The 14,791-nt window shown below is 64.6% G+C and carries 13 protein-coding genes and 1 riboswitch; of the genes, 5 read left to right on the top strand and 8 right to left on the bottom strand.

Annotated elements, in window-relative coordinates; translation table 11 throughout:
* Positions 1-78: 78 nt before the first annotated feature.
* The 3 genes from KNN17_RS08000 to KNN17_RS07990 form a co-directional block, all read right to left on the bottom strand.
* Positions 79-420: a P-II family nitrogen regulator gene (locus KNN17_RS08000; RefSeq protein WP_078106169.1), complete on the bottom strand. Its 342-nt coding sequence runs from the start codon at positions 418-420 to the stop codon at positions 79-81.
* Entirely contained in the window at positions 417-1,832 is a 1,416-nt protein-coding gene (locus KNN17_RS07995) for an ammonium transporter (protein ID WP_241708238.1), read from the bottom strand. Before KNN17_RS07995 ends, KNN17_RS08000 begins: the two co-directional genes overlap by 4 nt.
* A gap of 281 nt (positions 1,833-2,113) precedes the next feature.
* Positions 2,114-2,689, bottom strand: a complete 576-nt coding sequence (locus tag KNN17_RS07990) for a helix-turn-helix domain-containing protein (protein ID WP_241708237.1) — start codon at positions 2,687-2,689, stop codon at positions 2,114-2,116.
* 303 nt (positions 2,690-2,992) lie between these two features.
* Between KNN17_RS07990 and KNN17_RS07985 the strand changes: the two genes are divergently transcribed.
* Both KNN17_RS07985 and KNN17_RS07980 read left to right on the top strand, forming a co-directional pair.
* Complete coding sequence (locus KNN17_RS07985; RefSeq protein ID WP_241708236.1) at positions 2,993-4,525, top strand: sodium:solute symporter; 1,533 nt, start codon at positions 2,993-2,995, stop codon at positions 4,523-4,525.
* A gap of 85 nt (positions 4,526-4,610) precedes the next feature.
* Positions 4,611-4,730, top strand: a riboswitch (SAM riboswitch).
* A 14-nt stretch (positions 4,731-4,744) separates the two neighbouring features.
* Positions 4,745-5,065, top strand: a complete 321-nt coding sequence (locus tag KNN17_RS07980; RefSeq protein WP_241708235.1) for a hypothetical protein — start codon at positions 4,745-4,747, stop codon at positions 5,063-5,065.
* Positions 5,066-5,102: 37 nt separating this feature from the next.
* On the opposite strand, the gene KNN17_RS07975 is transcribed toward KNN17_RS07980, so the two are convergent.
* The gene (locus KNN17_RS07975; RefSeq protein WP_078106185.1) at positions 5,103-5,291 is read right to left on the bottom strand and encodes a hypothetical protein; all 189 of its coding nucleotides are present in this window, start codon (positions 5,289-5,291) and stop codon (positions 5,103-5,105) included.
* A 267-nt stretch (positions 5,292-5,558) separates the two neighbouring features.
* On the opposite strand from KNN17_RS07975, the gene KNN17_RS07970 reads away from it, so the two are divergent.
* The gene (locus KNN17_RS07970; protein WP_241708234.1) at positions 5,559-6,737 is read left to right on the top strand and encodes a VIT1/CCC1 transporter family protein; all 1,179 of its coding nucleotides are present in this window, start codon (positions 5,559-5,561) and stop codon (positions 6,735-6,737) included.
* A 103-nt stretch (positions 6,738-6,840) separates the two neighbouring features.
* Positions 6,841-7,701 (top strand): matrixin family metalloprotease, encoded by an 861-nt coding sequence (locus tag KNN17_RS07965; RefSeq protein ID WP_372489643.1) that lies wholly within the window; start codon positions 6,841-6,843, stop codon positions 7,699-7,701.
* A 431-nt stretch (positions 7,702-8,132) separates the two neighbouring features.
* Here the strand turns inward: KNN17_RS07965 and KNN17_RS07960 are convergent, their stop codons facing one another.
* Positions 8,133-9,101: a polysaccharide deacetylase family protein gene (locus tag KNN17_RS07960; RefSeq protein WP_241708233.1), complete on the bottom strand. Its 969-nt coding sequence runs from the start codon at positions 9,099-9,101 to the stop codon at positions 8,133-8,135.
* A gap of 11 nt (positions 9,102-9,112) precedes the next feature.
* The gene (locus KNN17_RS07955; protein WP_241708232.1) at positions 9,113-10,660 is read right to left on the bottom strand and encodes a purine-cytosine permease family protein; all 1,548 of its coding nucleotides are present in this window, start codon (positions 10,658-10,660) and stop codon (positions 9,113-9,115) included.
* Between the two features lie 108 nt (positions 10,661-10,768).
* On the opposite strand from KNN17_RS07955, the gene KNN17_RS07950 reads away from it, so the two are divergent.
* On the top strand, positions 10,769-12,268 hold the full coding sequence (locus KNN17_RS07950; RefSeq protein WP_241708231.1) for a PucR family transcriptional regulator: 1,500 nt from the start codon (positions 10,769-10,771) through the stop codon (positions 12,266-12,268).
* Positions 12,269-12,279: 11 nt separating this feature from the next.
* Here the strand turns inward: KNN17_RS07950 and KNN17_RS22520 are convergent, their stop codons facing one another.
* Positions 12,280-13,773: an S-layer homology domain-containing protein gene (locus KNN17_RS22520; RefSeq protein ID WP_241708230.1), complete on the bottom strand. Its 1,494-nt coding sequence runs from the start codon at positions 13,771-13,773 to the stop codon at positions 12,280-12,282.
* Positions 13,774-13,891: 118 nt separating this feature from the next.
* Positions 13,892-14,791, bottom strand: a complete 900-nt coding sequence (gene purU / locus KNN17_RS07940; protein ID WP_078106191.1) for a formyltetrahydrofolate deformylase — start codon at positions 14,789-14,791, stop codon at positions 13,892-13,894.

Raw genomic sequence — 14,791 nt, 5'->3', positions numbered from 1 at the left:
GTGGGCTCACCCGGGCCGGGGGGGGGCCGCGCCGGTGTGGGGGCCACCGACGCGTGGAACGGCACCAATACGGTCCTTCTAGCTGATCGCGGAGGCGCCGCGCTCCCCTGTCCGGACGCGCACCGCCTGGGAAACCTCGACGGTCCAGATCTTGCCGTCCCCGAACTGGCCTGTACTGGCGCCGGAGATGATGGCCTCCACTATTCCGTCCACCAGCTCGTCCGTGGCCAGGACCTCCACCCGGATCTTGGGCAGGAGATCGGAATTGTATTCCGCGCCCCGGTACACCTCGGTGTAGCCCCGTTGTTGCCCATATCCGTTCGCCTGGCTGACGGTCATCCCGTTGACTCCAAAGCGTTCCAAGGCTTCCCGGACCTCGTCGATCCGCTCCGGCCTCACGATGGCCGTAACCAGTTTCACGTCGACGCCTTGCTGCGCATCCGATCTGTTTTCCCGTTGGAATTGGCTTCTGGTTCACCGCTGGAACCCAACGGGGTTTTGCCGTTCTGTGGCTCTCCGGGATTGAAGGATCCGCCGACCATGGCCAGCTCGTAGGCGGTTTCCGCGTGCTCCGTGATGTCGATGCCCGCCAGCTCTTCGTGTTCCTTGACGCGCATGCCCACTGTCTTGTGGATGGCCAGCCCGATGAGCGTCGTCATGATGGCCGTCCACGCGGTGACGACGAGTGCAGTCAATATCTGGGGCCAGAATTGGCTCAATCCGCCGCCGTAGAATAGCCCGCCTTCAGTCTTCGCGGAAGGTACAGCGAAGAATCCGAGGGACAGCGTCCCCCACAGGCCGCCGACAAAGTGGACGGCGACGACGTCCAAGGAGTCGTCCAGGCCGATCTTGAACTTCAGCCCGATAGCCAGCGCGCAGACGGCACCGGCGATGATGCCGATGACGATCGCGCCTATGGGATCCACGAATCCACACGCCGGGGTGACTGCTACCAAGCCCGCGACGGCGCCGGATGCGGCACCGAGGGACGTCGCGTGGCCGTCGCGGAGCCTTTCGACGAGCAGCCAGCCGAGGAGCGCGGCGCTCGTGGCCAGGAGGGTGTTCGTCCAAGCGAGAGCGGCGATCCCATCGGCGGCCAGTTCCGAACCGGCGTTGAATCCGAACCAGCCGAACCACAGCAGGCCCGCCCCGAGCATCACGAAGGGGAGGTTGTGCGGCCGGATGTTGGGGTCTTTCATGAATCCGAGCCGTTTGCCGAGCACCACCGCAAGCATCAGCCCGGCCATGCCGGCATTCATGTGGACCACCGTGCCACCGGCAAAGTCGAGCGCCGAGATCTTGCTGCCGATGATCCCGGTGGATCCGAAGAGGCCGCCACCCCACACCCAGTGGGCAATCGGCGCGTAGACGATGGTGACCCACAGGCCGGCAAACAGCAGCCATGGTCCAAACCTGACACGTTCGGCCACCGCGCCACTGATCAGCGCGACCGTGATGATGGCGAACGTCGCTTGGAATCCTATGAAGACCATGTCCGGCAGCCCGGGGGCTTTTCCGCCGATAACGCCGGCCAGGCCACTGAGTCCGAAGTTCGCGAAGGGGTCTCCGATGAAGCCGCCCATCGTATCCGGGCCGAACGCGAGTCCGTAGCCCCACAGGGCCCAGACCACCGCGACCACGCCGATGGCGCCGAAGCTCATCATCATGATGTTGAGGACGGATTTCATCCTGACGAGCCCGCCGTAGAAGAACGCCAAACCTGGCGTCATGAGAAGGACGAGGGCGGAAGCTGCAAGCATCCAGGCTGTTGCGCCGGGATCGAGGGTCTGGGGGTTCACATCCAGCCCTACGCTGAAGAATACTGGGTTCATTTCGGGAGCCTTCCTGCATATACGGCGCTCCATGGCGCCCGCACGGCGAGACCATTTTTAAAACGAACAGGTCCTGGTACCCCACGGGATACCGACCTTGACGAGTTGCCTTGACTCGAAGGTACAGTCGCCCTGTTTCAGCATTCGGCACGGATCATTTCAGGCACGTAACACCCAAGGCCCTAGCGTTAAATCCTGAAGTCAGTCACGTTTCAGGCGTGTTACACACCGCGTGTCGCAACGCCGCGTATCGCAAAGCCTCGTGTCGCAAGCCGCCGGCGTCAGCGGCTGGCTGCCGGCACCAGGATCCAGAGCACCTCAACGGGCTCGTCCGTGGGGTTGACCCAGGTGTGGGGTTCGCGGCCCGGGAAGGACAGCGTGTCTCCCTCTTCGAGCTCGTACTCCTCGTTGGTGAGGATCAAGGTGATGCGGCCCTTGACGACGTGCAGGACGTCGACATCGCAATCGACGGCGTAAAGCTCGGCCTCTCCCCGGCCCCGGGGCTCGATCGAGGCCTGCAGGATCTGCAATCGCCGTTCGGAGCGCGCCGTCAGGAGACGCTCCACGATGCCCTGGCCGCCGAGCGAAATCCGTGGTCCGTCGTCGCGCCGGGTCAGATGCGTCTCCGGTGCGGCGAAAAGGTCTCCGATGGACACCGAAAGAACCTGGCAAAGCGTCACGAGGGAAGCGACCGACGGCGATGTCAGGTCACGCTCCACACGGCTCAGGAACCCTTTGGTCAGGCCGGTGGCGTCGGCAACCTGCTCGATGGTGAGCCGCTGCGATTGGCGGGCGGCACGGATTCTGGAACCGATGGCAACAGGGACGTTGCTCGGTTCAACGGGGAGAGCCTTCATTCACGAACCTTTCAGGCCGTTTATGCGGCCCTGTCATTGCAGCAATAGTAGCCGGATCGCCGGCGTGGCAGGGCCTTTGGCTAGCTGGAGGAGTGCCGATGCGTCCGCTGGGCGAGACGGCATCTTGACTGTTACTCGCATCACTACGTATCCTCATAGGCAACAAGTGTTGTTTGTGAGGCATACATCACAGACTACTCTCCCCAATCACCAGCGCAGAGACCTTCCGCAACCCCGCACGAAACCCCGCGGACCGGCGTCGGAATCCCCCAGAGCTCTGCGCATCACTTTCAGGAGCCAACCGTGGACTCTTCGTTCATCAATATTGCGATCGTGGTGGTGTATTTGCTCGCCATGCTGGCCTTCGGCTGGTGGGGCAAGTCGCGCACCAAGAACAACAGCGACTTCCTGGTGGCAGGGCGCCGCCTCGGTCCGATGCTCTACACCGGTACCATGGCCGCCGTCGTCCTCGGTGGCGCATCGACGGTTGGCGGCGTCGGCCTCGGCTACAAGTTCGGCGTTTCCGGCATGTGGCTGGTGGTCGCGATCGGTTCGGGTGTCCTCCTCCTGAGCCTGCTGTTCGCCGGCACCATCCAGCGGTTGAAGATCTACACGGTTTCCCAGATGCTGAGCCTGCGTTACGGCCAGCGTGCCACGCAGACCTCCGGCATCGTCATGCTGGCCTACACCCTCATGCTGTGCGCCACGTCCACGGGCGCCTACGCCACCATCTTCGTTGTCCTCTTCGGCTGGGAGCGCTGGCTCGCCATCGCCGTCGGCGGCGCCATCGTCCTGGTCTACTCCACCATCGGCGGCATGTGGTCCATCACCCTCGCCGACCAGGTGCAGTTCATCATCAAGACCGTGGGCATCTTCTTCCTCATGCTCCCGTTCGTCCTCAACGCGGCAGGCGGTTTCGAAGGCATCCGTGCCCGTGTTGACGCCAGCTTCTTCCAGTTGGACGGCATCGGGGCTCAGACCATCATCACGTACTTCGTGGTCTACACCCTTGGCCTGCTGATCGGCCAGGACATCTGGCAGCGCGTCTTCACCGCCAAGACCCCCAAGGTGGCCCGATGGGGCGGCGCCACCGCCGGCATCTACTGCGTCCTGTACGGCGTGGCCGGCGCCCTGATCGGCCTGGCTGCCCGGGTGGCCCTGCCGAACATCGATGTCAAGGCCCTTGGCAAGGACGTCGTCTACGCCGAGGTAGCCACGCACATCCTGCCGATCGGCATCGGCGGCCTTGTCATGGCCGCAGCAGTCGCCGCCATGATGTCCACAGCGTCCGGAGCCCTCATCGCCGCGGCCACCGTTGCCCGCGCCGACGTGGTCCCGTTCGTGGCCAGCTGGTTCGGCAAGACGATCAACACCAACGACACCGAAAATCCCGAGCATGACGTCAAGGCCAACCGCTACTGGGTCCTTGGCCTGGGCATCGTTGCAGTGTTGATCTCCATGGCGGCGCAAGACGTCGTGGTGGCCCTGACCATCGCCTACGACATCCTGGTAGGTGGCCTGCTGGTTGCCATCCTGGGCGGCTTGGTCTGGAAGCGCGGCACGGGTATTGCCGCAGCCTGGTCCATGGCAGTCGGGTCTGTACTGACCCTTGCCTTGCTGATCGCCTACGCCACGGGAATCATCCCCAGCGAAGACGGCGTCTACGCAAACGATCCGATCTACTGGGGCCTCGGCGCCTCGTTCGCCGTCTATTTCGTGGTCTCCCTCCTCACGCCGCCCACCGAGCCGGCCGTCCGCGAAGCCTGGGAACGCCGCGTTGCCGGAACGGCCGCGGAGGAACTCCCGCTGGAGGCCCACCCGGTGGCCACCCACTAGGTTTCACAAAACCAGGTACGACGGCGGCGCCGCGCTTTCTCCTTCGAGAGGTGCGGCGCCGCCGTCGCATGTACAGTAGGAACAGCTTCAAGAGATGTGGCGCCAAGCTCCGACTTGCCACACGCCAACCCCATGTTCACGGGTGGTTCGGATGAAGAAGCGGCCCGGTTCGGACCAGAGACAACCGAACGGGCAAGAGCAACTCCATAGGAGAAGGCCATGCCTTTCGAAAACGGCGCCACCGCCACAGCCGACCGCACTATCCAGTCCAGCGCCCTCTTCTTGCCCCGCCCCCGTCGGGTGGACGAGTTCGTCCGGGTGATTCCCGGCGTCGACCTCTCCCAAGGCTCCATCACGTTCGTGGTGGACGGAAACCTGGAACGCTATTGGCATCATGAGCCGCGGCTCATCACCGAAGCACTCTCAAAAGCGGTTCAGCCCGCCCGCTGGTTCCCGGCCACACGGAAACTTACGCTCACGGTTGCGGCAACCGGGCACCGTGCGGGCGTGCAGAAGCACTTCATCCTGAGCGCGTTCTAGCAAGCGCTTTTTAGCGGCCAAGTTCAGCGAGTCGGCGCTATTCGATCTCTTCGGCCTCTCGGTGTTCCTCGGCGTCGAGCGGGACCACCCGTTCGTCGTCGTCCAGGACCTCGGATTCTTCCTCCCAGTCCTCGTCCACCTCCAGGTCTTCGCTGTAGTCATAGGCGGGATCGGCCTCGACCGTGGGACGGTCCGGGTGGCGGGCGTGGGTCTCGGTGCTGTCCATGGTGCAACCTCCGTTCGACGTGCCGCTGAGCCCATCGCACAGGCACGTGAGGCAGCCGATCCAACGCCACCCCGCCAATTCGTGGACCCTGTCCATCCATCCCAGCACTGCCCCCTGCGGCGGTCAAGGCCTCCGGCGAGCCTCCCGGTTTTTGAGGCGCGCCTAAAAAGTCCAGTGAGGATTGCCAGCCGAAAAACCGCGGAAATTGGCGATAAAGTGGAGCTGCAATGAGGCGATGAAGCCCGCCCCAGCAACCCAGGAGTCCCGGTGCACCCCCGCACAAAACCCTCGCATTCAGACAACTCGCATCCAGACAATCCGCAGGACTCAAGCAGTCCCTCCCAAGACGCAGCAGCCCCCAAGACTCCCCCGTCGTCGTCGGACATCAAGCGCTGGCGGCAGTACTTGGCCGACGAACGTGCCGAAGCCGCCGTGTACCGCCAACTGGCTCAGCGACGCGACGGCGAGGAGCGCGATATCCTTTTGGCCCTCGCAGAGGCCGAGGGCCGCCATGAGGCACACTGGCTCAAGCTCCTCGGCCAACACGCCGGCATGCCGAAGGCGGCCTCCGTTCGGAGCCAAATGCTCGGCTTCCTGGCCCGGAATTTCGGATCGGTGTTCGTGCTGGCCCTCGCCCAACGGGCTGAAGGACGCTCGCCGTACGCGAAGGATCCGGCAGCAACCCGCGCCATGGCGGCTGACGAACAGATCCACGAAGAAGTAGTCCGCGGCCTGGCGACCCGCGGCCGCAACAGGTTGTCCGGTACCTTCCGCGCTGCCGTCTTCGGCGCCAACGATGGCCTGGTCAGCAACCTTTCCCTCGTGATGGGCATGGCGGCCACCGGAGTTCCCGCAACCGTGGTCCTGTTCAGCGGCATCGCCGGACTGCTGGCGGGCGCACTGTCCATGGGAGCGGGCGAGTATGTCTCTGTCCGCTCCCAGCTCGAGCTCCTCAAGGCCACCCGCCCCACCCAGGCCACGCTGACCGCAGCCCCGGCCCTGGACATCGAGCACAATGAGCTGGTGCTGGTGTACCTAGCCAGGGGCATGTCCCGCGAATCCGCCGAACACCGGGCCGCCGAGCGCATGGGCCTCTACAGCTGCGACTGCGATCCAAGCCTTTCGCTCCACCCCGAAGTGGAAGAAACCGTCAATGAGCACGAGGCCGTTGGCTCCGCATGGGGCGCCGCGATCTCGAGCTTCTGCTTCTTCGCTTCGGGCGCCATCGTGCCCATCCTGCCGTTCATCTTCGGCATGACGGGCTTCTCGGCACTTGCCGTGGCCGGTACGCTGGTGGGCATCGCGCTTCTGTCGACGGGCGCCGTCGTCGGCTTGCTGTCCGGAACCTCGCCGCTGACCCGTGGTCTCCGGCAGCTCGCCATCGGACTCGGTGCGGCTGCGGCCACGTATGGGCTGGGCCTCGTCTTCGGCGCTGTCATCGGTTAGCAGCGCCGGCCCGCCAGGGCGGCGGGATCAAGGATTTGGGGGAGACTTGCATTCAAACTACGGGTACGACGGCGGCCCGCGGCCCAAGCGCGCCAGTACCGCGCTGGCGCTGTTCCGAAACTTGATGGTGGTGGCGGCGGTTGCTGCCGTGGCCGTGCTTGTCAGTGGCTTCCTTCGCGGCGATCCCGGCTTCACAGGGCTCCTTCCCAAGCTGGCTCCTTCTGTCCAGGCCACGGCAAGCAGCCCCGGGCCGGCGGCCTCCGGGCAGGGGCCACAAAAAGCCGCCCGGGCGCCGGATACCCCGCCCCCTGGCCTGGAAGAAGCCGGGCACCCGCTCGGCTCCCCTGCAAAACCTGCCGTGGCCAGCAGTTCCTACAAGTTTCTGGCCACCAACGCCGACGGCACGCCCGCGGGTTACTCCCCGTGCCGGCCATTGCACTATGTGGTCAACGCAGCCCTTGCCCCGGCGGGATCCGAGGGGCTCATCGCCGACGCGATCGCCAAGATCGCTGCCGCCACGGGCCTGACTTTCGTTGACGACGGCACCAGCAAGGAAATCCCCTCCGAGAAGCGCAAGCCATACCAGCCCGCGCTCTACGGAGATCGTTGGGCTCCCCTGCTGATTTCCTGGACCACTCCCGAGGCGGCTCCGGCGTTGACTGGATCCGTCATCGGCACCGGCGGCAGCACCATGTACAGCTTCGGCACGGGACCCAAGAGCTACGTCACGGGAAGCCTCGACCTGGACGCCCCGCAAATCACGGAACTACTTGATGTCCCCGGCGGCGCCCATTACGTCTCCGCGGTGATCCAACACGAACTGGGCCATGTGGTGGGGCTTGACCACGTCGATGATCCAATCCAGCTCATGTACCCGGAGATCGGCGCCCCGGATGGCCTAGCGGCCGGAGACCTGAACGGACTCTACAAACTCCACACCGCCCCGTGCCGGACGGACTTGTGACCCCGGCCCACCCTTGCGGGACATGCCCCCTGTTCAGCCTCAGCAGTGGACATAGCACTACTATGTCCACTGCTCGAGGCCAGCGCTGAGCATGCTCAACGGACTCTCGGCATTATGCCCACTGCTCGAAGCCAAGGCTGCGCATGCCCAACGGACTCTCGGCATTATGCCCACTGCTTGTGGCCACGGCTGCGCATGCTCCAGGTGTCCAATGCTCCCACCCAAGGCTGAGCCTGCTCCGGACCTGAGCCGCGGGCGACATGCTCACCCTTCAGAGCCGCCCCCTCGCGGGACATGCCCCCTGTTCAGCTCGAGCAGTGGACATGGAACTGCTATGTCCACTGTTCGAAGCAAAGGCGGAGCATGCTCAACAGCCTCCAGAGGTTATGTCCACTGTTCGAGGCCAAGGCAGAGCATGCTCAACAGCTGAGCTATCTCGGGATGGCTTCCAGCAGCCGCGCGGGCTTGAAGCTGGCTCCTGCGCCCGGGTATGAGGGCACCTCAATGCGGGCGTGGCGGTGGATCTCGTTGACGGTGGTCTTGGTGTGTTCAGCGATCCGTTCCAAAGTGGTCACCCACATCCCGTCCATGGCCTTGACCCGTTCGATCAGCTGCTCCAAAGCAACGGCTTTGGATGGTCGACCGGAGATGAACGGGTGGTTGGTCAGGACGAAGCAACTGCCTTGGGCGTGGTGGGCTTCGGCTTCCAGGGTCCACATTTCGAGTACCTTGGCCGGGCTCTCGATGACTCCGCTTCCGGTCACTCCCGGGTAGAACGCGTACTGTTCCCAATCGTCCAAAGCCCAGTCCACCGGGATCTCCACGATGTCCCGTGAATCAGTGTCCCGCGAGTCACCCGAGTCCGTGGCAACCGCCATGCGGTAGGGCGCATCGCCGTCGAGCAGGCTTGAATCGTAGAGGAACCCACGGTCCGCGAGGAGCGCCGGCGAATGCCAGTTCAGTTCCCACCACGGCGCCCTGTAGCCGACCGGCCTGACCCCGGCTACCTTCGCGAGGGCTTCGAGCCCGCGGTCCAGGTAGTTGGCCTCGGTGGCGGCGTCGATTCCCTGCATCGGTTCGTGAAGGTAGCCGTGGTGGGCCACTTCATGGCCGCCGTCGACGATCCGCCGCACCACGTCCGGGTAGCTTTCCGCAGTGAACCCCGGGATGAAAAAGGTTCCCTGGATCTCTTGGCGCTCGAGGATCTTCAAGAGTCGCGGAACGGCGACCCTCGGACCGTAGGACTGGTGGCTCATGAGGGACATGCGCCGGGTGCTCGTGGGGTCGTGCGCTATGGTGCAGGATTCGGCGTCGACATCGAACGTGAACGATGCCGCGGCCTTGAAGTTATCCGGCCAAGCGATCGGGTGTGCCCCGTCAGGAAAAGCATTGGTGGTCATCGGGCGTCCTTTCAGTCGTTGACCAGATTGGCGACGGCGTCTTCCGCAAGGGGCTGCGCCGACCCATCGGCGGAAGGCACTGCGGCAGCGGGAGAAACTGCGGCTTCGGATGGCAGCGGAAGGTACCGGGCATGAACCCGTGGGCCGAGAGCGCCGTAGACAGCCGCGGCGACAAGTCCGCCTGCCAGCCAGGACAAGTCGATCCCGCCCATGGCGGTGGCGATCGGGCCCTGCATGATCGGCAAGACGCCGTACATGAACAGCCACGTGGCAAAGATGCCCACCAGAAGCGCGGTGATCCCGGCCCAGTTGAATGCCGGGAGCCGCCGGGTACCCACGGGGTCGAAGAGCCGGTCGACACCCACGGGGCTGCGCTTGTCCACCCAGAAGTAGTGCACCAGCATGATCCCTCCCCATGCGGCCACCCACGCCACGAGCCCGCCGAGCCAGGTGCTCAGGGTCGAGGCAAAGTCCGACTGCAGGATGAAGAATACGACGCCGACCAGGGCCAGGAGCCCGACGAAGACGTTCAAGGAACGGCGCTTGGCCTTGATGTCCAGTGCCTGGGCAGCCACCGAAAAGGTGTAGATGTTCAGGATGTTCGTCGCGATGGGACCGTGCAGTACCAAGAAGAGCACCGGGATCGCCAGGACGCCGAAGTTGTCGACGATGAGGTGGCCGGGATCGGCCGTGCCGCTCTTCGTTGCCAGGCTGGCGCCCAGGATGCCGAGCCACACCACGGGCAGGAATTGGCCGAAGACGGAGGCCAGGTAGACCTTGTGCCTGGGGACGGACTTGCTGACGAAGCGTGAATAGTCCGCCGCGTAGGTGAACCAGGTGATCCCCCAGCCGATGCCGATCACTGTCATCACGGTAGTCATGGCCGCGATGCGTGCGCCGCCTTCAAGGACAGCACCGGGAGGGCCTGCGTAGCCCCAATCGATGTTCATGCCGAACCACGCCACGGCGGACATGGCGATCAGCACCACGATGGTGGGCGGGACGGTCCACTTCTCGAAAGCCGCAATGGCTTTGTAGCCGAACCAGGCGATAGTGACCTGGGCGGACATGATCAGGAAGGCCACCAGGATCTTGGGTCCCACGTTGGGCTGCTCCGGATCGACCATGCCGAGCTTGCCGAGGAGTGCCATCACCAGGTCCAGGATGATCCAGGTGTTGACGGCGCACCAACCGATTCCCAGGAGGGCTTGGATGGCGCTCGGGAGGTAGTTGCCGCGGCGGCCGAAGACTGCCCGGGCAAGGACCATGCCGGTGGCACCGGTCCGCTGCCCCAAGAGGACAAAGAGACCGAAGAGCGCCATGCCGATCAGGTTTCCCACCACCAGGACGGTGACGGTGTCGGCAAAGCCCAGTCCAAGCTGGACGCCGAGGGCCCCGAGGACCCAGTTGATCGGGGCAAGGTTTGCGCCTGCCCAGATCCAGAATTGGCCCGCTACGCTGCGGGTACGCGCTGATTCGGGGATGGACTGCAGGTTCTGCTCGACGTCGGTCTGCGCCGTTGCAGCCCCAGGCGTCGCAGTGGATAAGTTCTCGTGCATTGGGGGATCCTCCGTGTAGGAAAGGGACTCCTTCAATGTATGTGCCCCAGATCACAGCAACAAGATACGATGTGTACGATAGATTCCGAAAATTAGTTACGGAGTGTCATGTCCCTGCTTCTTGCCGACGCCTTCGAACACGAGAGCCTGAAGGCGGCTGAACCGGTCCTGAGGACGGATGTGCCCGATGCCCTGTCCCGGCAGCTCCGCTGGGTCCATTCGAGCGAAGTGCTGGACATCGCTCCCCTGCTGCGGGGCGGGGAGCTGCTCCTGAGCGGCGGGCAGGCCCTCGCCACTGCCTCGGACGAGCGTCGCGTGGACTATGTCCGCCAACTCGCCGCCCGCGGCATCGCCGCTCTGGCCATCGAGACGGGTCCCGAGCTGCCCGCTATTCCGGACTCAATGCTCGACGCCGGCCAGGCGACCGGGCTGCCCATCATCGAGTTGTGCAAGGTGGCCCCGTTCGTCGGGATCATGCAAGCCATCAACTCGCTGCTGGTCAGCGAATCGGTCGCGCAATTGCAGTTCGGCGATGAAACGAGCCATGCCATGGCGGCGGAACTGGCACACGGAGGCGGACTGGATCAGCTCCTCGCCGTGCTGGCCGGCCGGACAGGTGCCGGCGCGAGGCTCGTCTCGCCGTCGGGCATCACTTTGGGAAGCGCGACGGCGGCCGCGCAGCCCGAATCCGGGATCGTCACCACTGTCGATGTGCCCGTCCGCGGCGTGCTGGCCGCCCGCCTGGAGTTGGAAGTGCCCGACGACGGCGACGCCAACCTCGCGCGGGTAGCGGGCGAACGCTGCGTCGACATCCTCGGCTTGGCCCTGCTGCAACGGATGCCGCCCGGACTCAGGGAACTTGCCGGCATCGAGCTCATGCGGGCCATCAGTTCGGGAACCCAGTCATGGCGACTGCAGCAGCTGGGGCCGGCCTCGGGGTTTCCGGCCAGCGGCTCGGCAGCCGCCGTCGTGGTGCGTTCCTCAGCGGCGGGTCAGCTTCGGACCCAGCTCGACGCCATCCTGCAGCACGCGGTTCCGCAAAGCGCGAGCTATGCGGACAATGCCGAATTGATCGCCCTGGCCGCACTCCCCCACGCCACGGCCGTGGCCGCGCGCATCGCGCTGCTCCACGCGCTTGAGGCCTTGGAGGTCCCCGACGGCTCGATCATCGCGGTGGGTCCGCTGGCGCAGGGAATCGGCGAGGCATCCTGGTCGCTGGCAGAGGCGCGCCGGACGCTTGAGCTCATCCCGGTCGCGGGAACCGGCCCGGGATCCGGAGCCGCGAACGGCGTTGTCGACGCCGAGGACTTCGCGGTCGAGCGTTTGGCGGAAGGAAGCCTCGACGCGGCAACCCGCGAGGGATTCGTGCGGCGGCAGCTCGGCGCCGTCGTCGAGCACGACGAGCAGCGGCGTTCGGAGCTGGTTCGGACCCTGGCGGTATGGCTGGATACGGGATGCAACACGGCCCAGGCCGCACGTGAACTGCACCTGGAAAGGCAATCGATGCACCACCGGCTCCAACGGATTTTCGAGCTGTGCGGCGGCGACCCGCGGGGAACCGGCCGGCTGGCCGCCCTTCACTTGGCAACCCGCCTGGCCCGGCTCTAGTCCGCTTACTCCTACTGGGTTCCCAGGTACCACGCTGTCTGCCAGCGGTAAAGGAACGCGGCCATGGCATCACGGTTGACCGCACTCAACGGCCGGAACGTGCCGTCGCCGTAACCTGTGCTGACCTTGGCCGCGGCGAGCCAGGTGATCTCCTTGTAGAAGGACGAGAGGGGGGTGATGTCACTGAACGGCGACGTCGCCGGGGCATTCCAGCTGGGCGCTCCGCTGAACCGGTAGAGGAAGGCCGCCATGGCATCCCGGCTGATGTTGTCACCAGGGTGGAAGCTTCGTTGGCCGTTTTTGGAGTCCACCCACCCTGTGGTGATGCCGTAGTTCGCCAGCCAGGTCACTTCCTTGTAGAAGGGTGAATTGGGTGTCATGTCCACGAATGGCGAGTTTGCGGGCGGAGTCCAGAAAGGCGAGCCGGCCTGACGGTAGAGGAAGGCCGCCATGGCGTCCCGGTGAACGGCGAGGGTCGCCCCGTAGCTTCCGTCGCCGTAGCCCGTGGTGATGCCTTGGCTCGCGAGCCACTGGATCTCGCGGTAGAACCCGCTGTTGAGGGGGGCGTCGGAGAAACGCTGGGTGCATTGCGGAGACCCCAAAGCAACCCGGGCCAGGGCGTACCGCGCAGCATCGATCGCGCCATCTGCGACGCCCATGACGAAATATTCCGGGTGCGTGGAACACACCTGGGGAATGGAGCCAGTAGGCACCGTCGCGATCGCCTTGCTTCCGTCGGCGCTGTAGTTCACCTGGGCATTAATACTGGTTCCGGGAGAGCCTGACTTCCAGAAGTACCCGTAAGGGAAGGCGTTCGTCCAGGTCTTGTCCGGGCCCGAGGTGAAATACCCCGGCACGCTGCGGAAAATCAGCTTGTCCGTATAGGAAGCCAGCGAGGTGGTGGAGTCCTTCTGGATGAAGAAGGTCAGCGGCAGGGCCTGCGGGAGGCCAAGGTCCATCGAAACGGTCGATGACCCTGCCGGCCCTCCGGCCGTCAGGCCGCTCTGGACGAAAATCTCGCCGTTTCCCGGCGCGATGGGCGTCCCCAGGACCGCTACGACAAACCCGGAATAGGCCTGGGCCGGGACCGAGGTGTTGGCACAGTTCCCCGTGGCGTCATGACAATACTGCATGGACCCCGGTGTCAGGCCCGCCAAGCCCTGCGGGATCGGGATAGACACGTGGAGGGTTGAGGAATCGGCCACGGCGGTGCCGGAAAGAAGCGGCGTTGCCGTGTTGTCCTCAGTGTTGTACACCCGGTACTGGAGTGTGCTGTTCACGCTCTTGCCGAGCACAGCGGAAACGTCCGGCGGGAGTTTCATGTCAAGGCTCGTCGCCGACGACGGAATCTGCACCGGCGGGTTATTGGCATAGATCTGCGCCCACGCAGGCGTTGGATCGATGGTGATGACTGGATCAACGGCATGGGCAGGGACAGCTGCTCCTGCGACTGCTGTGACGGCAAAAAAGCAAGCGGCTATTATGCCGCCTTGTCGACGGACCACGAATGTACGCGCCTTTCAAAATGGCGAGTACCTCGCCCCCCAATGTTTTGCCGGCTGACCGGCAAGTGCAACCATATGCGAGGAAGGCCCGGCCCGCAACGGGTCGGGCCGCCACGCCTTACTTCAGCACCACCGTCCTGTTTCCCTGCAGGATCACCCGGCCTTCGCAATGCCAGCGAACGGCGTTACTGAGTGCTTTGCACTCGGTATCGCGACCTGCCGCCACCAGGTCATCCGGACCAAAAGTGTGGTCCACTTCCACCACTTGCTGGGCGATGATCGGCCCCTCGTCCAACTCGCCGTTGACGTAGTGCGCGGTGGCACCCACGGTCTTGACGCCTCGCGCGTAGGCCTGGTGGTACGGCTTGGCACCTTTGAAGCTGGGCAGGAACGAATGGTGGATGTTGATGGCACGTCCGTCCAGCTTCCGCGCGAGATCGTCGCTGAGGACCTGCATGTAGCGGGCCAGGACCACCAGTTCGACGTCCAGACGGTCGATGAGGTCCAGGAGTTGTCCCTCGGCCGCCGCCTTGGTGTCCGCCGTAACGGGCACATGGAAGAAGGGGATGCCGTGCCACTCGACCGTACGCCTGTGGTCCGGATGGTTGGAGACTACCCCGACAATCTCGACGGGCAGTTCCCCGGTCCGGGCCCGGAACAGAAGGTCATTAAGGCAATGCTCGAACTTCGAAACCATGATCAGCACCCGCCGCTTGGCCCCTTGGCGTTGCAGTTCCCAGCGCATGCCGAACTTCTCGGCAACGGGCGCGAAGGCTTCCCGCAGCGAGTCGATCGTCGACTCGTCGCCTTCCGATGCGAAGTGGACCCGCATGAAGAAGTGGCGATCCAGCTGGGAGTCGAATTGCTTGTTCTCGATGATGTCGCAGCCGTGTTCCAGGAGGAAGCCGGAGACGGCATGCACGATTCCCCGGGTCTCCGGGCAGTCGAGCGTCAGGACATGCTCAACGGTGGTAGCCGGCAGCGCCGAAGTAACGGGTTCATTCTGTGTGACAGTCAT

It is taken from the genome of Arthrobacter bambusae, assembly GCF_022606295.1.
Lineage (GTDB): Bacteria > Actinomycetota > Actinomycetes > Actinomycetales > Micrococcaceae > Arthrobacter > Arthrobacter bambusae_A.
The sequence above is the reverse complement of the archived record's forward strand: the minus strand, read 5'-3'. Positions and strand labels throughout refer to the sequence as shown.

What these genes read in the sequence shown, in the direction of transcription:
- purU (WP_078106191.1), bottom strand. Translation starts at nt 14,791, where the DNA reads ATGACTGTCACACAGAATGAACCCGTTACTTCGGCGCTGCCGGCTACC.
- KNN17_RS07975 (WP_078106185.1), bottom strand. Translation starts at nt 5,291, where the DNA reads ATGGACAGCACCGAGACCCACGCCCGCCACCCGGACCGTCCCACGGTC.
- KNN17_RS07980 (WP_241708235.1), top strand. Translation starts at nt 4,745, where the DNA reads ATGCCTTTCGAAAACGGCGCCACCGCCACAGCCGACCGCACTATCCAG.
- KNN17_RS07995 (WP_241708238.1), bottom strand. Translation starts at nt 1,832, where the DNA reads ATGAACCCAGTATTCTTCAGCGTAGGGCTGGATGTGAACCCCCAGACC.
- KNN17_RS07990 (WP_241708237.1), bottom strand. Translation starts at nt 2,689, where the DNA reads ATGAAGGCTCTCCCCGTTGAACCGAGCAACGTCCCTGTTGCCATCGGT.
- KNN17_RS07955 (WP_241708232.1), bottom strand. Translation starts at nt 10,660, where the DNA reads ATGCACGAGAACTTATCCACTGCGACGCCTGGGGCTGCAACGGCGCAG.
- KNN17_RS07960 (WP_241708233.1), bottom strand. Translation starts at nt 9,101, where the DNA reads ATGACCACCAATGCTTTTCCTGACGGGGCACACCCGATCGCTTGGCCG.
- KNN17_RS07950 (WP_241708231.1), top strand. Translation starts at nt 10,769, where the DNA reads ATGTCCCTGCTTCTTGCCGACGCCTTCGAACACGAGAGCCTGAAGGCG.